Raw genomic sequence first — 20,635 nt, 5'->3', positions numbered from 1 at the left:
CCCCCTGCTCTCTGCTCCTCTGCCTCTAACTAAACTGCTGGGCATAAAACCGCGCATAGCGACCCTCTAAGGCTAATAACTCTTCGTGGGTTCCCGATTCGACAATTTGTCCCTGTTCGAGAACTAAAATACGATCGCACCTTTTAACTGTTGATAAACGGTGAGCAATAATAAATACTGTCCGTTTTTCCATCAGTCTTTCCAACGCTTCCTGTACCAGTGATTCTGACTCAGAATCTAATGCTGATGTGGCTTCATCGAGAATCAATATTTGGGGATTAAGCAGAACAGCACGAGCGATCGCAATTCTTTGTCTTTGTCCACTAGATAAGTTTACCCCACGTTCACCCACCCAAGTCTGATAACCCTTCGGCAGTTGGCTAACAAACTGGTGAGCATTAGCAATTTTTGCCGCTTCTTTAACTGCTTCCATATTAAAAACATCTTGTCCAAAGGCGATATTTTGGGCAATTGTTCCCGAAAACATAATGGTTTCTTGAGGAACAATCCCAATTTGTCGCCGCAGACTATGCAGCTTGACATCTCGAATATCAACATCGTCAATCAAAACTTGACCAAGTTTGGGGTCATAAAAACGGGGGAGAAGGTTGACAAATGTGGTTTTACCAGCACCAGAAGCACCCACAAGAGCGATCGCTTCACCTGGGGATACCAATAAACTGATATCTTTTAATACAGGTTTACCTGGTTTATAGGCGAAGGAAACATGACGATATTCTATTTTGCCTTTGACTGGGGGGAGAGCGATCGCATTTGCTTTTTCGATCACCGTCGGTTGAATTGCCATCAATTCAAAAACACGGTCTATAGATGCTTCACCCTGCTTAAATTCGTTGTAGTTATTAGTAGTGTGACCGATGGGATCAATTAACAGCGCCGCCGCCGCCAGATAGCTAAAAAAATTCGCTACTGTTAAATTGCCTTGGGAAATTTGCCACGCTCCCACAATCAGTAACGATAACGCACTTAAGGCTTCCAGAAATCCAACGATGGGAATCTGAATCACTTTGAGACGTTCGGCTGAGTATTTTGCTTTGAGACTGCGTTCTGCTTCATGGCCAAAGCGGGCGATTTCGTAATTTTCGGCAGCAAAAGCCTGTACCAAACGAATACCGTTGAAAACTTCCGCCAGGATGGCTGATAAACCCGACACGCGATTTTGGCTTTTTAAGGAATATTTGCGTAAGCGTTCACCAAACCAGCCAACTAAAATACCCATCAGTGGTGCAACTATCACCGTTGTTAGTGTCAGTTGCCAATTTAGGTAAATCATGTAAATCAGAATTGCTAGCAACTGCAAAATGCAGGGGATCAAGTCGTGAAATACTTTATTTACAACTTCGCCAACTCGGTCAACATCTTCGGTGAGGCGGTAAGATAAATCACCCGCTTTTGCTGTTTCAAAATAGCTGAGATTTAGCTTTTGAAGATGTGCATAGACTTGCTGACGAAGATGAAAAGCAACTCTCAAAGCAGCTTTTGCCATGTACATATCTTGTATAGACTGAAATAAGCCTCTAACAAGAAATACTAAAGCACAGTTACCAGTTATTTGAGCGATCGCTACTACATTACCTTGTGCAAAGGGAGTTGCCAATTTACCAGCAAGATTTATCAGCACTAATGTTGCCAGCACGTATCCCAAGATCCCAACAAGTCCCTTAGTGATGGTTTTCCACTGGAGTCGGATATAAGGCAGCAGTTGCCAATAATTAGAACGGCTTTTCAAGCTTTAACGTCCACAACGATATCTTCCTTTGTTTGACGCTATCAGTTTTTGGTGAGTTTCTGACCAGTTAACTCATTAGTTACAAAAGTGGCGTTGCTGAACCAGAATATATCGAGAATTCTCCGTTAGTCATTAGAGATGGACTACATTTGTTTAGCTACGACTCGATGTTAAATATCTTTCAAGTGTTTGAGTTTGAGCGTTAGTATCGCGGGGTATAGGCCAAAGTTTGATGGTTTCGTCACCACTACCACTTACTAAAGTTTGCCCATTCGGGCTAAAGGCAACAGACCATACAGACTTGGTATGTCCTGCAAAGTTAGCAAGGAGTTTGCCACTAGCTTGATTCCAGAGCTTAATTGTTGTGTCATAACTACTACTGGCTAAAGTCTGTCCATTAGGACTAAAAGCAACAGACCACACAGCTTGGGAATGCCCCGTTAGAGTGTGCAACAATTTGCCATCACTCAGTTGCCACAGTTTAATGGTTTTATCTTTACTGCCACTGGCAAGGTTTTGCCCATCAGGACTGAAGGCAACAGAAGATACTTCTTGAGTATGCCCTGTCAGAGTCTGTATGAGTGTGGGACTAGGAGTGTTTAGCTGCCAAATTCTAATGGAGTTATCTCTACTGCCACTGGCTAACTTCTGGCTATCGGGGCTAAAAGCAACAGACTTTACCCAGCCTACATTCTGGAGTGTAAATTCTTTGCCTGTGTCTAGATTCCAGAGCTTAATAGTGTTGTCAGCACTGCTACTAGCAAGCAATTTTCCATTGGCACTCATAGCAATTGCTGCTACATCGTCTCTATGCCCATCAAGGGTACGGATGAGAGTTCCTGTTTCTAGATTCCACAGTTTAATTCGATTATCCCAGCTACCACTAGCGAGTACACGCTTATCAGCACTAATCGCCAAGGATGCAACTGCATCAGCATGACCTTTAAAAGTGTGGAGTAATTTGCCAGTGTGCAGATTCCAAATTTTGATTGTGCCATTATAGCTACCACTAGCTAAAGTATTACCATCTGAACTGATAGCGATCGCATAAATCCACGCTGAATGTCCTTTGAGAGTTTGATAAGGTTGAATGCTTGGCAAGGTCATAACGTCAGGTGTAACCATCTGGAAGGGAAATAGTAAACGATAGGAGCTAAACCCAACCAAGGTTGCTGTAGAGGTAATTGCCAGTAGTATTGAAATTTTATTAACAATTGAGTTTGACACTACAGAGTTACTCTCCATTTACACAATTTGGCCGAAAATAGTATAAGGAAATAGAAGCTAGAACAAAATAAAGCTTGCTTTAGCTTTTTCAACTAATTAGTTACTTCCGCCATTTTGTACGAATGAAACTATCTAATGCTCTTTTCTGCTAAATTTGCTTTCGTTACTTTGGTTGCCTTTTTTTGTTGCTTCTCCTGGCGTTCAATCCAAAGCCGAATGATAAATAAAACCGTGATTAAGGTAGTAGCTATAAGGCTAATCGGTGTTAAATACGTCCAATGACCTGACATTTTATCCCAGATATGCCAAATCAAAATAAACATAGCTACATAAGTGAGTTTGTGTAATTGCTTCCAGTTCTTTTTCAGCTTTTTCACACTCCAATTATTAGAAGTTATAGAAAGAAGCATAAAAATTATGAAAGTGCTTACACCTTGGACATATATCCAAAATGTTTTAATGTCAAAAAAATCAAAATTTCTCTTTTGAACCATTAAAAAACCATGACCTAAAGCCAAAAAGAAAGCTATAATACCGATGATACGGCGGCGTTTTAGGAGCCATTGCGGAATTCCAGTCTCTTTGGTTTGCGGAAAAACAATTCTAAGAGTTGTGGGAAGTAATGTGGCTATATAACTAACTAATGCTATAAATCCAAGAACATTAGCTAGGGGTGCTTCATCTATTGAAATCATGATTAATCTCTAAAAATAATATTGTTGGTTATAGTAGAAACTACAGGTATAAGCAGCGAAAAATAACCTACCTTTATCGTAGTCAAAATAGAAGTAAGCTAGGCATTTTAGCAAGACAAGTTTACTGGGAAATTGAAGCCAAAATGCTAATTTCAAAACTACTTGAAGTTTGCTGCTCTATGCAAAAGTTAATTAGCGGACTAACTACTAAATATTTATCAAAAGATAAAGCAGTATAGTCTTAAAAATTCTCTTCATGAGCAACTGTTATTCGGGCAACATTCCCGTTATGAGAAATGCAGAAGCGAAGACAATTTTAGTCCGTTAATTTCCTTTTCATAGCTATCTTTTTTGTGTTTTTCTACTTAATTAAATCTATAACTGAACTGCTTAATTACTTGTTTACATTGTAGTATGGCTACTTGGAGGTTAATAGTACCCTAGAGGGTACTATCTCTAACTGCAATTTTTTTCGGATGACGCAACATTAGGGATTTCCAAATAAAAAAATGTCCTATTGCTTTAAGAGCAGGGAAAGTTGTACTGAATTTCAGAAGTTGAATAACGACCGTAAAGAGTGTTTATATAATGTAGACGCGCATCAGCTTACATATAGATTTATCGTAAGGACATGGCATTGCCCATTGGGCTTTGCTTTTTTTATAAAAAAAACCCCCTCCTCGCTGGCGCGGGGAAGGGGTTGGGGGTAGGATTATTGTCAAGAAGACAGAGGCCAGAAGTCAGAATTCCCTTCTGGCTCCTGCCTCCTGCTCTCTGCCTTTCTCGCTAATATCCGCCTTCTTCTTCGTATTCTGGCTGTCTTTCTTTAACTTTCTTGGGAATATTTACAGGCTTCGGCACATCCTCCCAAGCATCGCCCTCTACGTCGTCATAATCATCGTATTCATCAACGTATGGCTTGCTGTAAGGCTGGGCTTCATATTTTAGCGGTTGCGGTTGTTGATATCTGTCGCTGCCTGTTGCTTCGCTCCAGTTATCTTCTTCTTCGTCTTCTTCGTATTGAATAGATTCATACTGCCGCGCCTTCATTACCTGACGCTGTGGCCTTTCTTCTTCCACATAGTCTTCTGTCCATTCTTCTTCCCGCGCTACGGGTTCGGGGGCGCGAACTTTTTGCCTGGGTGGCTGCAATGGCACTCCACTAGGTAGTTGATTAGCTGGTGCAACTTGGCGCGGTGGAGTATAGCCGTATTCTTCTTCTATATCTCGCTCCCAAGGTGCTTTGCCAATACCAAGGCGCTCTAGTAAACCAACTGTTAACTGGTTTACTCGTTCTTCGGCTCCCTCAAACACAATCAACCGATTGGGGCCAGTGCTGACAATTTCATCGACTGAAAACTCGTAAGTACTCAGAAATTGATCGGGAATTTGGGGCAATCCTAAAGAAGCAATGGATATGGAGTTAAGCTTCCCGGTTTCACCGTTGAATTTGAAGCCCCGAACTTTGCCTAAGACTTCACCTGTTTCTGTAATTACTTCCCAGTTAATTAGATTACTGAGAGATTCAACTTCGATATCTTCAATTACATCTTCGTTATCAACCAGGATGACATCACCAATCTGGCTGATGTTGTTGAGGTACATATAGCGCGGTATGCCCGAAATAGAGATCAGGCTGTCTCGCAAACCAAGAGCCACAACCTCTCGCTGATCTATATCAACCCAGACTTGACTGATGATGCCTAGCCGCTTGCCGTTGTCGCGGGTAATCACCTGGGTATTTAATATGTCGGAACGTCTAATTATCTGTTCAGAGGTCATTCTATACCGAGTCCTGATCTCCAATCCGGTTTATATATACACTATTATTAACAAAAACTCAAGCAGGTGTATTGGATGATTGTAACTTAATCCCCAAAACTTGAGTGTAAGCTCCTCGTGCTTGAGTAACGCCAATTGTGCGTTCGGCTGATTCTATCATCGGACGACGCAAACTAACAACTATAAATTGCGCTTGTTGTGACTGTTGTTTAATCATTCTAGCTAATCGTTCTACGTTTGCCCCATCTAAGAACATATCCACTTCGTCAAAGGCGTAAAAGGGCGATGGGCGGTAGCGTTGGAGAGCAAAAATAAAGCTCAAGGCTGTAAGTGATTTTTCTCCCCCAGACATGGAAGCTAGGCGCTGTACAGGTTTGCCTTTGGGGTGCGCGACTAAATTCAGTCCACTGCTAAAGGGATCTTCAGGATTTTCGAGTTGTAAATAGCCGTCGCCGTCTGAAAGAATGGCGAAAATTGATTGAAAGTTTTCGTTAACAGCGTCGAATGCTTCTTTAAAAGCAAGTTGCCGCAATGTGGTAAAGTTTTCAATCCGCAAAAGTAGTTCAGTGCGTTCCCCTTCTAGTGTTTCTAATTTTTGCGTGAGTTCTTGGAGGCGGTTTTGGGTGCGTTCGTATTCTTCCAACGCCAGCATATTAACAGGTTCCATTGCCTGTAAGCGTTTGGTAAGCGATCGCAATTCTTTCTGCAATTCTTCCAAATCTACCTTATCTGGAACTTCTGGCAAGGGATTTGGTAATTCTGCTCCTACATCCCGTAACTGGCTTTGCAGTGCAATTAGTTCCTCCCGCCGCTTCTCTTGGGTTTCTTTGAGTTTTTCGATTTCCCATTGCAATTGTTGTTGGCGCAAAAGATGCGATCGCACTTCTTGTTCTGTGGCGTCGCGTTTTTGCTTCTCTTCTCCCAAATTCTGTTCCATTTGACTCAGCGTCGCACGAGTTTCAATAATGAGAGTGCTGAGTTCTGAGTGTTGAGTGGTGAGGGAAGTTAGTTGATTTTTTCGTGCCTCTTGCTCACGATGATATTGGGCAATTCGCTCCTCCCCTTCTTGGATTTTTTCTTGCAATCGTTGTTGCTGACTTTCCAAATTTTTTAATCTTTGTTCAGCTTCGCGTAACGCTGTCTCCCGTTGTTGCAATTGTTGCTCTTGAATTTTAATTGTCGCTTGGATTTGTTGCCATTCACTAGGAGTTTGGGAAGCTTCCAACTCTGCTAAAGCGTGTCGCAATTGTTGCAACTGATTTTCTTGCCCCGGTAATTCTTGCTCTAAAATTTCCAATCGGGATTGAGCAGTGGCTAACTTTTCGCTATTTTGTGTGAGTTGCGATCGCGTCCCCTCTAATTGTGCTGTTAAATTCTTAATGTCTTTCTGCAACTGTTCCAATTGCAACTGCTGTTCACGCCGCGCTTGACGCGCTTCTGTGAGTTCCTGCGTCAGTTTTTTGGTTCTGGCTGACAAAGTTGCGATCGCTTCTGTACAACGCTCTAAAACTCGTTCAATGTCCACTAAACGACTTCTTAAAGCGATCGCTTCATCAGATTCCGCCGCTTCCGCATTGCCAAACCGCAATGCTGAACGCTGGCTGTTACTACCACCAGTCATTGCACCGCTAGTTTCCAGCAATTCTCCGTCTAAGGTGACGATGCGATACAACCCTAAATTTTTCCGAGCCGCCTCCAGGCTGGCGAATACCACTGTGTTACCGAAAACATAGCTAAATACATCTTTGTAACGGCGATCGCAATCGACTAAGTTAACAGCATAGTTAACGAAGCCACTAGCAAAACGTAGCGTTGCATCTTGAGTAAATTTAGGAGCGTGAATTTTATTCAGTGGTAAAAAAGTTGCTCTCCCTGCACGTTTCTGTTTGAGCAATTCAATCCCTGCGGCGGCTACACTATCATCTTCCACCACGATATGTCCCAAGCGTCCACCGGCAGCCATTTCTAAAGCTAGCTGATGACGGGGTTCCACCTTTCCTAACTGCACAACTAAGCCACAAAGTCCAGGCATTCCCGATTGTAAAATGACTTTACTAGCTTGGGTTCCTTGGACTTCTTGCTGTGCTTGCGCTTGCGCCTCTATTTTATCCAGCTGGCGTTGTTTTTCCCGTTGTTCAGAAAGTAACCGCTTTTGGGTTTCCTGTTGGATTTGTAATTCTTGTTCTGTGGCTGAGAGATTTTGAGCTAAATTTTGGATGGGTTCGCTAGAGGCGTTAAATTCCGTTTCAATTTGACTACATTCAGTTTGTTTTTGAGCTAATAGCGGTTCGTCGCGTTCAATTAACTGGGTTTGTTCTTGGATTAATTGCTGTAATTGATTATTGCGTTCCCTGAGTTGTGCTTGTTCGGTGCGTTGCGGTTCTAGAGTTTGCAGCAAAGTTTCAATTTGACGGTTGAATGCCGTTTGTTGTTGCACCCATGCTTCCGAAGCCGAGGCGATTTCTGCGGCTGCTTCGCGGGAAGTTTCTAAAGCTTGCTGCGTCTCATCTCTTTGCTGCTGACAGTAGACAATAGATTGTCCCTCTACAACTTGTGTTTGGGCAATTTCTTCAAGGGAATGACGCTGCTTTTGAATTTCTTGCTGAGTTTGAGTTAGACGTTTAGCAGTTTCTTGAGAAGCCGTTTCTAATTCCGTTAACTGACGCTGGAGTTGCTTTCGTTCAGCTTCTTGGGTGGCGAGGGTAGATTGTACCGCCAAAAGTTCCTCTTCTCCCAATGCTTTGACATGGGCATTGAGTTGTTCAAGTTCAGCAGTTTTTTGGACGATTTCGGAATTTAGATTTGTGAGTTGGGTAGTGAGTTCACTAGAATTGCGATCGCCTGTTTGAATTTCGTTAACTAACTTTTCTTGTTGTGCTTGTAGCGATCGCCATGATAAAACAGCTTCCCATGATTGTTTCGCCAGAAATTCCGTGCGGAGTTTTTGATATTTCTCAGCTTTAGCCCGATCTTGGGAAAGGCGATCGCGCTGTGCAGTTAATTCTGTCTCGATAATCCGACAGCTATCTTCTTTTTCCTTTACCTCATCTAAAGTTGATTTGGCTTGGATAATTTTGCGATCAAACGCCGCTACCCCAGCCAATTCATCAATAATTTCCCGCCGTTCCCGCGCATTCATCGAGATAATGCTGGTAACATCCCCTTGCAGCACCACGTTGTAGCCTTCAGGATAAACCCGCAGGTTACTTAATTCTTCATGCAACTCCGTCAGCGTGCAAGGTACACCATTGATATAGTAATTCGACGTGTAACTCCCTTGGTGAGTGACTCGCAACCTTCTAGTGACACTCCATTCAGTTGGGGAGTGGGGAGTGGGGAGTGGGGAGTGGGAATTTTCCTGATCTTCATCTACTTCTTTCCCTGTTTCGTCACTCTGCGCCTTTGCGGCTTTGGGTGAGTCCTCTCCTGACAAATCAAAGGTGACTGTGACGCTAGCTTCAATAGAAGCGCGTCCTTTAGAGGTTTGGGTGTTATTTACTAAATCTGGCAAGCGATCGGCTCGCATTCCCTTAGAACTGGAGAGTCCGAGGCAAAATAGCAGTGCATCTAGAATATTAGATTTACCTGAACCATTTGGCCCAGATATGACAGTACACCCCGGTAGCAGAGGGACTGAGGTAGTGCCACCGAAGGATTTGAAGTTCGTAAGTTCCACGCGCTTGATATGAACCATAGGCGCTGGTTAACTGGGCTAATGAAGAACAAGTGTATCAACTAATTAAAAATTCGCAAGAGGGTAGGGGAGAAATTTGAAGATTATTGAACCGCAGAGGCGCAGAGAACGCAGAGAGGGTAAGGAGAATCGTGGTTCAGAGAACACACAATACTGATAGAGTTAACACAAGCACGAAATTTCATTGCAGGCTCTAAAAAGCAACTATATCAAATCATTCCAGTTTTAGTTGAGATAACTAACTGGAAAAACAATCAACGACAAAGCGATCGCTATTAATTTATTACTATTTATTGCAAGAATATTTTATAAGTATTTAAGATAATTTTATGGGTAAACATAACAAAGTAAATTATGCAATTAGAAGATTACTTCGATTTTCAGCGACCTGATGATATTCGACTCAAAGGTACAAGAGTAGGAATTGAAACTATCCTTTACGATTACATCGACCGCGCTCGAACTCCAGAAGAAATTTCCAACATTTATACATCACTAACACTAGAATAAGTTTACGCGACTATTCTTTATTATTTGCAATTAGACCCATAAATATTATGCTGGTGTGAGGAACACTACTTTTTATTGGTTACGAATAATCGCAAATCTATGCCTGTACATTTTGAACATATCGCCCAAGGTCGTAATATACCAGGTATTTTTATTTTGAATTATAAATTAACCATTGGTCAGAATATTAATGAATTAATTTTAATTGCTGAAGCATCTTTGGATAACGAATACCAAAACCGGATTCTTAATTTACCAATAATTTAATAACCATGTTACAAAAGTAGCTGCTATGGATGCTCATTAGGTAATAGTACTTTATCAAGCTAGTTTTGAGGTTAAAAACTTAAACTTGCGTAAGTTTAATAGAGGAACTAAACCCAACATTCTCACGGCTTTATTGGGTTTCGCTGTCTCATGTGGTGATCGAAAGGGAAAAAGTGATGAGAGTCTCGAAATTGTGAATGCTACAACTGCATTAAAAATGCAGAATGAATGGCGATAGATAATTAACTACTGATTAACTCACCCTTACCCTTATTTAAGCAAAAAAAACAGGGATTACATCTGCGTAAACCCTGTTTAAATTTTCTGATGATATAACCTGATTTAGCTAGTCCACTGTTAACTCAGAGTTTCAGCTATTCTTTTATGGCTTCATAGCTTCCACTTTTGCTTCTACTTTCACTGTCTTCACACCTTGAACTTCTTTAACCAAGGTTTCAGCTTTCTGGAGTTCTTCAGCAGAAGTTGCTGTGCCTTTGAGGATAATTTCACCCTCTTTATTTTCAACTTCTAACTTATTGTTTGGTAAGCCTTTGTTCAATTTTTCGCTAACTTCAGTTTTTAAGTCGTTCTTAGCTTTTGTTGCTGCCGTTTTTTTAGAATCGGTTTTAACTTTAGTATCTGTGCTAGCTGCTAAAGGAGTTGTTTCTTTTCCGGGAATTTTAGCAGTTGGATTTATCTGAGAAGCTGGTGTTGCTGGTACTTGAGCGGTTTCATTTGTAGTGCTAGGAGTTTCGGAACCAGTTTTAGGAGCCTCTTGACAGCCAAAAGTACCAACTACCAAAATGCTACTAACTAGTAATGGAATTAGCTTTTTCATTATCTTCTCCGAATTGAGTATTTGAAGCGATTAATTGAAGTGTGTGTCATGGTGAGGAGCAAGATGTTAAAAACCAATTAAATGTGAAGTAGCAAAAGTGCCCAAGCAATCGCTTAGGTTACTAAAAATTGAAACTTGGACGATTTCTTGAAGCTAAGGTTTTACTGCCAGTTTTTAGAAATGCCAATTCAATTTTCCTGACGGCTGCTAACTAGGATGGCTCTGCATACCGCCTGTAGCTCTCTATGATGTAGATGCCCGGTAGCTTTTTCAATGGTAGGCTATACCATCCCACAGTGGTGACTCGATGTTATCAGATTTAAGTCAGTTTGGCGATGTTTACGCCTACCCAACTCAAAACTTCAGCATTTTGGCAATTAGTATGGCAGCAAAATTACCAACAAAATGTTACTTTAGAAAACTATGGCTTTCTTACAATGCCCCAAATATCAGGAAATATTAGCCAATGCCATACCTTACTTCCGCCCGCGAAATTAGTGCCATTGTTGCTGAATATACCAACGCTAAAACGCTGTGGATAGATACAGAAGTAGCTGACTATAAAAGTCGTAATCCTAGACTATCGCTGATTCAGGTATTAGATAATCCCAAAGATATGAGTGGCGATCGCGTCTACCTTTTAGATGTCTTAGATCAGCCTAATATTATAGCTGAATTTATTGAAAAAATTATGATAAATTCTACTATAGAAAAAGTTTTTCACAACGCCAGTTATGATATAAAACTTCTCGGTAACAAGAAAGCTAAAAATGTTACTTGTACTTTGGAAATGGCAAAAAAAATTCCCTACTATCTCTTGCCATTACCTAATTACCAACTCAAAACCATAGCTACGGCACTTTGTAGCTTTAACAATGTCGATAAACAAGAACAAACCAGCGATTGGGGAAAACGTCCCTTAACTGAAGAACAGATAGAGTATGCTTACTTAGATTGTATTTATCTCGCTCAAATCCACTTAAATTTGTTAGGTTTACAAGCCCAAGCTAGCCCGGAACCTGCAACGGAAGATTTAATATCACTAAGTACTAAATACTCAGAAATTGAGCAACAATGGAAGTTGCTGAATTCCGAATTTGAGCATTTGCAAGAACGGATGAAAAGAGCTATGCAAGCTCAGAATATATCCGAAACTTCTGCTCACAAGCTGACTAGTTATGAGCGTACTACAGTTAAAGCTACTTTTTCAGAATTGGCAAGGCTAGCACAAACTCAAGATATTAATTTAGATTTTCCCATCACACTAACTCAGAAACTCCAGAAAGATTTAGGGCAAAATTTGGAACAGCTCTCTGTAGATATTGAAAAAATTACCTCTTGGCGGCTAGCTTCTAAAACTCAAGATAGTGAAACACAGAATGAGTAAACTGTTTATATAGTTACAAATACCAAAATTTATATAGCAATTCTATTTGAGTTATCAAAATTATCGTAGATGCGCTACATAAAGTCTTCTCTTCTCCTTTCTTCCTCTACGAGAGGCTGCATCAACGGCGACACTAACGCGTAGCTTGCTTCCACGAAGTGGTACAAGAGGCTTGTCTGCGATACGCTGTGCGAACGCCCCTATATATAAACTATTAAATAAAGCTATTGAATATCAGATAAATTCGTAAATTAATTTTACACTTATATTAAAAGTTAGAATAATTATTGAGTTAAAGAATTAAAATTTACAGCTTGGTACTAATTTCATTTAGGCGTTGTGGCAGTTTATATTAACTTATGAGACGGCGTTTATTTAAGCAAAAGGGAATAAGGGTAAATACTTTATTTACCATAGCTATTTTTACTACATTGAGCGCAATTAGCAGTGTTTCTTGCAGTAGAAATGATAATGTTTTGGTAACAGAAATAAAAGTCACTCCACCTAGTCGTCGTTCAGCTACAGCTTCTATTGGTGGGGAATTCTATCTTCAGGGAAAGAATCAGCATTTAAACGGTGATTTGCAAGCTGCGATCGCTTCTTATGATAAGGCAATTGCTCAAAACCCTCAATATGGCGCTGCCTACAACGGCCGAGGATTAGTCCACTTTGATTCGGGAGATAAGGAAAAAGCGATCGCAGATTACAATGAAGCCCTTCGCATCAACCCTGACAACGCTGAAGCCTACAACAACCGGGGAAATGCCCGCGCCTCACTAGGAAATAACAGAGAAGCAGTTAAAGATTACAGTGAAGCGATTCGCCTTAATCCTAACTATGCCGAAGCCTACAACAACCGGGGAAATGCCCACGCCACCTTGGGAGAAAAAAGAGGGGCGCTAGATGATTTTGACCAAGCAATTCTCCTCAACCCTAAATATGCGATCGCTTACAATAACCGAGGGAATGCCCGTGCTGCTAATGGAGATCGACAGGGTGCGATCGCAGATTACAATCAAGCCATTCGCTTCAACCCTAACTTTGCTGCTGCCTATAATAACCGAGGAAATGCTCGCGCCACCAATGGAGACAAACAGGGAGCGCTTAAAGACTTGGAACAAGCAGCAAGCATTTTTCAAACTCAGGGTAACAACGACTTATACCAACAAGTGATGAAGAACATCAAAGAACTTGGGCAGTAGGGGGCAGGGGGCAGGGGGAGCAGGGGAAGCACGGGAAGCAGGGGAAGAGGGAAGAATAACTATGCCCAATGCCTAATGCCCCATTCCCCATTCCCTATTCTTCAATAATCGGGCTACGGAGGTCTTCTACCATAGCTTGAATTTCTGCTGGAGGAGGTGGCGTTAGGCGAGAAACTACTAAGGTAACTGCGAAGTTGATTAGCATACCTAAAGTACCAATTCCTTCAGGAGAAACCCCAAAGAACCAGGGTTGCATACCCCCAAACTTAACGCCGACAATGTAAATTATTGTAAAAATTAAACCCGTCAACATACCAGCGATCGCACCTTCAGAATTGGTGCGCTTGTCGAAAATCCCCAAGAAAATCACCGGAAAGAAACTAGCAGCAGCTAAACCAAAGGCAAAAGCTACCACCTGACTCACAAATCCTGGCGGATTCACCCCAAAATAGCCGGCGAGGACGAGGGAAAAACCTACCATGATCCGCCCGACAAACACCCGTTTTTGTTCTGAGGCTGATGAATCTACGATCCGGTAGTAGATATCGTGGGCGATGGAACTGGAAATTACCAGCAACAAACCCGATGCCGTAGACAATGCAGCTGCCAAACCGCCAGCCGCTACCAAGCCAATTACCCACGGAGGCAGTTTAGCTACCTCTGGGGTGGAAAGCACAATAATATCTGGGTCGATCTTTATTTCATTAGTGTCTTTATTTGGCGTTAACTGGAGACGCCCATCCTTATTTATGTCATCAAAACCCAAAAGTTTAGTTTTTTCCCACTTGGTCGCCCAGTCTAACTGCTGCACTTCTGCAACCGTATGATCGTGCAGAGAATCAATCAGGTTGTAGCGGGCAAACATGGAGAGGGCTGGAGCAGTTGTATAAAGAATGGCAATAAATAGCAATGCCCAACCAGCAGAAAAACGGGCTGCACGCACACTCTTCACCGTGTAAAAACGGACGATGATATGGGGTAAGCCAGCAGTACCTACCATCAAAGCAATGGTGGTGAACAGTACATCTAGCATCGACTTGTTCACAAATGGCTCAGTATAGGGCTTAAAACCCAGGTCAACCTGAATTTGATTGAGTTTTTCTCCAATATCACTGAAGGTAAATGCTAGTTGAGGAATAGGATTACCAGTGAGAAACCAGGCGATCGCGATCGCTGGAATCAGGTAGGCAAAAATCAACACACAGTACTGTGCTACTTGTGTCCAGGTAATGCCTTTCATCCCCCCCAGCACAGAGAAAAAGCCGACGATCACCATACCGATGATTACACCTGTATTGATATCAACTTGTAGGAAGCGGCTAAAAACAATGCCCACGCCCCGCATTTGTCCAGCAACGTAGGTGAGGGAAACGAAAATGGCCGCCACTACTGCGACCAAACGAGCGATATTAGAGTAGTAGCGATCGCCTACAAAATCTGGCACTGTATATTTACCAAATTTCCGTAGATAGGGAGCCAGTAATAATGCTAGCAGTACATAGCCGCCAGTCCAACCCATTAAATAAATAGAACCGTCATAGCCCAAAAAAGAAATCAGCCCCGCCATTGAAATAAACGAGGCTGCGGACATCCAGTCGGCAGCAGTAGCCGCACCATTCGCAATTGAAGGTATCCCTTGACCTGCTATAAAAAAGTCTTTACTATTTTCGACTCGTGATTGCCAACCTATATAAATGTAGGCGAGGAAGGAAAGTCCAACCAATACAATAGTCCAAATTTCAACTGACACGGTTTTTCCTCACTTCTTGAGATTGTATTTTTGGTCTAGCTTGTCCATTTGAAAGGCATAAATGAAAATTAAGGCCACAAATACCAGGATTGATCCTTGTTGCGCCATCCAAAAGCCAAAGGGTACGCCAAAAAACCGTATCGCATTCAAAGGTTGAACCAATAAAATACTAAAAACTAGGGAAACCAATGCCCAGACAATTAAAAGATTACGAATTAAAGCAGTATTAGCACGCCAATAAGCACGGCGCTGATTCTCATCCATTGTGGTTTATTATCATTGCGTTAGTGCATCAAAATAATACCAATAAGCTGTTGATATCCTGCCTAATGCTGTATTAATTTTTAAATTATTTAGTAAATAATATTTACTAATCAGTAAGCAAAAAACCAAACTCCGATTTAATATTCCAGCGCTTACCGTCGTGAAGCAGTAGTGTTAATTTGTCGGCAGTAAACTCAAAATCAAACTGGCGCTTTTCAAACTCTGGCCAAGCAGCTTTAAAGTTCTGCTTTGTTAAATCCCGAAACGCAACCGTCATGTGGGGTGCAAAAGGGCGAGTTTTAGAAACCTTGTCAACGATTCCCAAGTTACTTTCTGTATAAGCCATTAAATCAGCTTGCAAAGTCAAAAGTTCTTGACTTTTGACTACATTAATGTATATGACACGAGGCACAAAGGCATCAAACCCCCTGAGTGTAATTGCTACTGGCTGTTGTCTACTAGCAAATTCCTTTAAAGATGCTTCTAGCAGTGGCAAGTTAGCATCTACCCATTCAAAGGGTGGTTGCAGAGTAATATGAGGCGGAGATTTTAGCGCCCCGCTACTAGCATAGCGATCGGCAAAGTGCTGCTTAATCTGGTTGGCGTAGTCTTGAATGTCTTGTGGTGGTAAAAGGGCGACAAAAAAACGGCTCATCTATATAAAGTGCTTCCCAATTGATTTAATGCTTGACTAAAGATAAATGCGGTGTCAGCCTCTGCAAAACTTGCTTCAACACCATTACTGCCCAATCCACATCAGCTTGCGTCGTATCGCGCCCTAATGTGATGCGAATTCCGCCCAAGGCAGCTTTTTCGGAATAGCCCATTGCTAACAGTATCGGGCTAGGGCTAAGTTTGCCACTGTGACAGGCAGCACCAGCACTAATACCGATACCTGCAAGGTTCAATTGTCGTACCAAGGTTTTACCGCTCAATTTTTCTCCATCGGCGTTTTCTAGGCACATACTGATATGGTGAGGTAAACGATCGCAGGGATGTCCTGTAGGGATTAAACCAGGAATCTCAGCTAATTGGGCAAAAGCGCGATCGCGTAACTCAATCAATCGTGGTGTTTCTGTAGCCAATTCTTGCGCTGCTAATTCTGCTGCTACACCAAACCCAGCAATTACAGGTACTGCTTGCGTACCAGAACGCAGTCCCATTTCTTGCCCGCCACCACCTAGTAAAGGCATCAATTCCACACCAGGACGCACATACAGCGCCCCTACACCTTGAGGCCCATATATTTTATGACTGGAAAGGCTAAGTAAGTCTACGGACAGATGTTGCACATCTATGGGTAAGCGTCCCGCAGCTTGCACCGCATCTGTGTGGAACAAAGCACCATGCGATCGCACAATTTTACCCAGTTCTGCGATCGGTTGCACAGTTCCAACTTCACTTTGACCGTAAATTATAGAAACCAAAACTGTATTATGTCGCAATGCTGCCTTTAAATCTAATGGGTTGACTCTGCCTTTAACATCTACACATAGGCGCGTAACTTCCCAACCCCAGATTTCTAGCAACCTTACTGTTTCAGAAATTGCTGAATGCTCCACGGTGGAGATAATTATATGTTGAGGAACAGCATACAACCGAGCCATACCCATAATCGCTAGATTATTTGCTTCTGTACCACCAGAGGTAAAGATTATTGATGCTGGATCGACAGCATTAATTAATCCAGCAACTTGGACTCTGGCTTGTTCCACAACCGTTGCAGCCCGTTGTCCCCACTCATGTAAGCTAGAAGGATTGCCCCACTCTTGCGTGAGGACTGTTTGTATAACTGCGATCGCTTCTTTTCGAGTTGGAGTCGTAGCGCTGTAATCTAGATAAATTTGCATATAACCGATAATGGTGAGAACACACGTTGTTAGTAGGCTGCCGATCTTGTCAGCATATCCAGTTTGAGTGGACAAATCCTGAAAAAATCTTTGTAATTCTGCCTTTAGCAGTGGATTTTCCCTTTACTTGAAAAGTTATTTTTCTACTTAATTCAGAAGACCAAATTTTGGGAATGATAAATATGTCCCCTCACAATCCACTTTTAACAGATTACAGTGCAACTTTTATCTAGACGAAGGTATTTTTTATATATCTTTTTACTGATGTTTCCCCTTGCTGCTTGTCAACGAGCGCAATCTTTCAATCAGCGTCCAGCAGCTTTACCACAAGATCCGTTAGTTCAAGTTTACTTTAACCATTCTGAGTCTTCAGAATACAAAGAACTTTACCGTCAGCAAATTCGACTTGGGGATGATTTAGAAAAACAGATTGTCGATGCTATCTCTCAAGCTAAATCTACAGTAGATGTGGCGGTGCAAGAATTACGTTTACCCAAAGTTGCCCAAGCACTGGTTGATAGGGAAAAAGCTGGGGTAAAAGTCAGGATAATTTTAGAAAATACCTATAGCCGACCTTGGAGTAGCTTAACATCTGCTGAAGTAGGTAAGTTAGATAAAAGGGAGCAGGAACGCTACGACGAAGTTCGCAAATTTATCGATATTAACCAAGATAATCAACTTAGTTCAACAGAAATAAATCAAAGGGATGCTTTGATAATTTTGCAGAATGCCAAAATTACTTGGATAGATGATCAAGCAGATGGTTCTGCGGGTAGTAGTTTGATGCACCACAAATTTGTGATTGTGGATAATCGCATCGTAATTATAACTTCTGCCAATTTTACTTTGAGTGATACTTATGGTGATTACACAAATTCCAGCAGTTTAGGCAATGCTAATAACTTATTGCAGATTGACAGCCCGGAATTAGCATCTTTATTTACAGAAGAGTTTAACATCATGTGGGGAGATGGGCCAGGAGGTAAGCCAGATAGTCAATTTGGTATACAAAAACCAATGCGTTTACCTAAACAAATAACTTTAGGTAACACCCAAATTACTGTGCAATTTTCGCCTACTTCACCAACTCAACCTTGGAGTAACAGTAGTAATGGTTTGATTGGCAAAACTTTAGATTCAGCAACCAAATCTATTGATATGGCGTTGTTTGTCTTTTCCGAACAGCGTCTTGCCAATATCTTAGAAAATCGCCATCAACAAAGTGTACAAATTCGCGCTTTAATTGAACCGCAATTTGCCTATCGTCCTTATAGCGAGGCATTGGATATGATGGGGGTTGCTCTTAGTAACAAATGTAAATATGAAGTTGATAACCATCCTTGGCAAAATCCAATTACTACTGTAGGCGTACCTGTTTTACCCAAAGGTGATTTATTACATCACAAATTTGGTGTTATTGATAGCCAAACAGTAATTACAGGTTCTCATAATTGGTCAGATGCTGCCAATAACAGTAACGATGAGACACTTGTAGTGATTGAAAATTCTATAGTTGCTGCCCATTATGTGCGCGAATTTGCTCGTCTTTATACCAAAATTAAACCCGGTTTACCACCAGCAATTCAAGAAAAAATTAAATTAGAACAAATACGCTGTCCCCAGATAAAAAGTTCATCAACTGAACTACAAGAAATTAAACAAATCAATATCAACATTGCAAGTCTAGAAGAATTAGCAACTCTCCCTGGTGTGGGTAAGAAGTTAGCACAACGGATAATTATTAGCCGTCAACAGCAAAAATTTACATCTTTACAAGACTTGGAAAGAGTTCCAGGAGTTAGTGCTAAAACTGTAGAGAAATGGCGCATAGGCGCAGCCCGTCGTAGATATCACCTGATTTGGTAGGGGCACGGCACATTGATGTCAACTTAAGGTAAAACCTGAGCTTAAGTTGACACCAATGGTGTCGCTACTATTCCACACTATTAAAATCGGCTATATTGCCCCTACGAAGCATTTTGCAACTCAGCAGTACGGACTGAAAGCTGCTGTGTCTGATTACCCCGTTGTACTTTCACCTGTAATACTTGACCAAGGCGGCTGTCTTCCACTAAATTCTGTAATTGTTCAGCACTGGTAATTGGTTTACCATCAATTTGAAGAATTACATCTCCGCGTCGGATGCCGGCAGATGCAGCTGGAGAATTGGGGACAACTCGCATTACAAAAACACCATTAATTTCTGGTATCTGAATAGGAGAGTTGGGATCGGTGTTATTTTGCTTGGCAAGTTCGGGTGTTAAAGTTAGCATTTGCACACCTAAATAGGGGTGAGCTACTTTGCCATCACGTTGTAGTTGGGCTGCGATCGCTTTAGCTTTATCAATAGGAATGGCAAACCCAATACCCATCGCGTCAGGACGAATGGCTGTGTTAATGCCAATCACTTCACCTTGGCCATTTAATAGCGGCCCACCAGAGTTACCAGGGTTAATGGCAGCATCTGTCTGAATGAAATCCAAGCGTTTGTCGTTAATGCCGACTTGGGCGCTGGAACGTTTGAGAGTACTGACAATTCCCAAGGTAACGGTGTTATCAAATCCCAAAGGATTACCAACTGCGATCGCCCAGTCTCCTACTTGGACATTACTGGAAGAACCCAAGGGTGCAACTGGCAAATCGTTACCAGCATTAATCTTGACTACTGCCAAATCTGTAACTTCATCAATACCTTGAACTTTCCCTTCAAAGGTGCGACCATCTTTGAGCCGGACTGTTACTTTATCAGCCTTATCGACCACATGAGCATTAGTCAGAACTAACCCACTCTTGTCAAGAATAAAACCTGAGCCTACACCGCGTAACTGCTGCTCAGGAGGCATCTGTTGAGAGAAACCGTCACCAAAAAACCGACGGAAAAAGGGGTCTTCCATAAATGGATCAACGCGACGAGTAATTGTGCGCTCAGTATCAATCCGAACAACTGCTGAACCAACACGATTTACTGCTGTTGTGACAAAGCTACTGCTACCGATCGCAGCAGTGGCTGGTGATTGCCGTTGGGCAATCAGTTGCGAAGTATCTCCAGCAGTTACTGTGGGTGCGGGTTCGGCTTGGGAGGGCAAAACCTGCAATGTGCTAACGGTTAGCAAAACTCCTAGCGCGATCGCTAAAACATGACTACTGAGTTGACGTATAGACCGGGATGATTTCGGAAATCGCATAATCACAACCTAATTTATAAGCTTAATTGTTGCTTAGTCGTGACCGAAGAGGCAGGGGGCAGGAAGCGGGTATGGGGTCTTTTCCCCTACCCCCTGCTCCCTTTCCTCTTGATGTGACAAATCTATTTACAGTTATTTTTACTTGAGGTTTGTCTGCTCTTCTCAATACTGAGGTTAAGGCATTTTGCGAACTATCTGTAATCAACTTAATTGAAAATTTAACCCAAAAGCTAT

The 20,635-nt window shown here is 41.9% G+C and carries 16 protein-coding genes; 5 read left to right on the top strand and 11 right to left on the bottom strand.

Annotated features, from left to right (window positions below; genetic code table 11):
- Nucleotides 1-25: 25 nt before the first annotated feature.
- The 5 genes from H6G96_RS25090 to smc form a co-directional block, all read right to left on the bottom strand.
- A complete protein-coding gene (locus H6G96_RS25090; protein ID WP_190914545.1) occupies nt 26-1,750 on the bottom strand; it encodes an ABC transporter ATP-binding protein in 1,725 nt (574 codons plus the stop codon).
- A 153-nt stretch (nt 1,751-1,903) separates the two neighbouring features.
- On the bottom strand, nt 1,904-2,977 hold the full coding sequence (locus H6G96_RS25085) for a WD40 repeat domain-containing protein (RefSeq protein ID WP_347242278.1): 1,074 nt from the start codon (nt 2,975-2,977) through the stop codon (nt 1,904-1,906).
- 128 nt (nt 2,978-3,105) lie between these two features.
- Nucleotides 3,106-3,672: a ferric reductase-like transmembrane domain-containing protein gene (locus H6G96_RS25080; RefSeq protein ID WP_190914540.1), complete on the bottom strand. Its 567-nt coding sequence runs from the start codon at nt 3,670-3,672 to the stop codon at nt 3,106-3,108.
- Nucleotides 3,673-4,458: 786 nt separating this feature from the next.
- Entirely contained in the window at nt 4,459-5,454 is a 996-nt protein-coding gene (locus tag H6G96_RS25075) for a PRC-barrel domain-containing protein (protein WP_190914538.1), read from the bottom strand.
- A gap of 58 nt (nt 5,455-5,512) precedes the next feature.
- Nucleotides 5,513-9,148 (bottom strand): chromosome segregation protein SMC, encoded by a 3,636-nt coding sequence (gene smc / locus H6G96_RS25070; protein ID WP_190914536.1) that lies wholly within the window; start codon nt 9,146-9,148, stop codon nt 5,513-5,515.
- 354 nt (nt 9,149-9,502) lie between these two features.
- Here smc and H6G96_RS25065 point away from each other — a divergent pair, with 354 nt between their 5' ends.
- Nucleotides 9,503-9,658, top strand: coding sequence for a hypothetical protein (locus H6G96_RS25065; RefSeq protein ID WP_190914619.1), 156 nt, complete (start codon nt 9,503-9,505; stop codon nt 9,656-9,658).
- A gap of 99 nt (nt 9,659-9,757) precedes the next feature.
- A complete protein-coding gene (locus H6G96_RS25060; RefSeq protein ID WP_199339736.1) occupies nt 9,758-9,925 on the top strand; it encodes a hypothetical protein in 168 nt (55 codons plus the stop codon).
- Nucleotides 9,926-10,307: 382 nt separating this feature from the next.
- Here the strand turns inward: H6G96_RS25060 and H6G96_RS25055 are convergent, their stop codons facing one another.
- Nucleotides 10,308-10,763, bottom strand: a complete 456-nt coding sequence (locus H6G96_RS25055; RefSeq protein WP_190914534.1) for a BON domain-containing protein — start codon at nt 10,761-10,763, stop codon at nt 10,308-10,310.
- 466 nt (nt 10,764-11,229) lie between these two features.
- On the opposite strand from H6G96_RS25055, the gene H6G96_RS25050 reads away from it, so the two are divergent.
- Nucleotides 11,230-12,150, top strand: a complete 921-nt coding sequence (locus tag H6G96_RS25050) for a ribonuclease D (RefSeq protein ID WP_190914532.1) — start codon at nt 11,230-11,232, stop codon at nt 12,148-12,150.
- 359 nt (nt 12,151-12,509) lie between these two features.
- Nucleotides 12,510-13,352 carry a tetratricopeptide repeat protein gene (locus tag H6G96_RS25045; RefSeq protein ID WP_190914530.1) on the top strand — a complete coding sequence of 281 codons (843 nt, stop codon included), beginning with the start codon at nt 12,510-12,512 and terminating at the stop codon, nt 13,350-13,352.
- Between the two features lie 94 nt (nt 13,353-13,446).
- On the opposite strand, the gene H6G96_RS25040 is transcribed toward H6G96_RS25045, so the two are convergent.
- The 4 genes from H6G96_RS25040 to H6G96_RS25025 all read right to left on the bottom strand — a co-directional run bounded on the left by H6G96_RS25040 (nt 13,447) and on the right by H6G96_RS25025 (nt 17,216).
- Nucleotides 13,447-15,102, bottom strand: coding sequence for a VC_2705 family sodium/solute symporter (locus tag H6G96_RS25040; RefSeq protein WP_190914528.1), 1,656 nt, complete (start codon nt 15,100-15,102; stop codon nt 13,447-13,449).
- Nucleotides 15,103-15,111: 9 nt separating this feature from the next.
- A complete protein-coding gene (locus H6G96_RS25035; protein ID WP_190731177.1) occupies nt 15,112-15,366 on the bottom strand; it encodes a DUF4212 domain-containing protein in 255 nt (84 codons plus the stop codon).
- Between the two features lie 106 nt (nt 15,367-15,472).
- Nucleotides 15,473-16,021: a 2'-5' RNA ligase family protein gene (locus H6G96_RS25030; protein WP_190914526.1), complete on the bottom strand. Its 549-nt coding sequence runs from the start codon at nt 16,019-16,021 to the stop codon at nt 15,473-15,475.
- Nucleotides 16,022-16,046: 25 nt separating this feature from the next.
- The gene (locus H6G96_RS25025) at nt 16,047-17,216 is read right to left on the bottom strand and encodes a cysteine desulfurase family protein (protein WP_190914610.1); all 1,170 of its coding nucleotides are present in this window, start codon (nt 17,214-17,216) and stop codon (nt 16,047-16,049) included.
- Nucleotides 17,217-17,480: 264 nt separating this feature from the next.
- Here H6G96_RS25025 and H6G96_RS25020 point away from each other — a divergent pair, with 264 nt between their 5' ends.
- Nucleotides 17,481-19,082 (top strand): DUF655 domain-containing protein, encoded by a 1,602-nt coding sequence (locus tag H6G96_RS25020; protein ID WP_190914524.1) that lies wholly within the window; start codon nt 17,481-17,483, stop codon nt 19,080-19,082.
- A gap of 101 nt (nt 19,083-19,183) precedes the next feature.
- On the opposite strand, the gene H6G96_RS25015 is transcribed toward H6G96_RS25020, so the two are convergent.
- On the bottom strand, nt 19,184-20,401 hold the full coding sequence (locus H6G96_RS25015) for an HhoA/HhoB/HtrA family serine endopeptidase (RefSeq protein ID WP_190731175.1): 1,218 nt from the start codon (nt 20,399-20,401) through the stop codon (nt 19,184-19,186).
- Between the last annotated feature and the right edge of the window lie 234 nt (nt 20,402-20,635).

Origin of the sequence: Nostoc sp. FACHB-892 (assembly GCF_014698795.1) — a bacterium.
GTDB lineage: Bacteria > Cyanobacteriota > Cyanobacteriia > Cyanobacteriales > Nostocaceae > Nostoc.
Note: the sequence above shows the minus strand (reverse complement) of the source record. Positions and strands in the feature narration are given on the sequence as shown.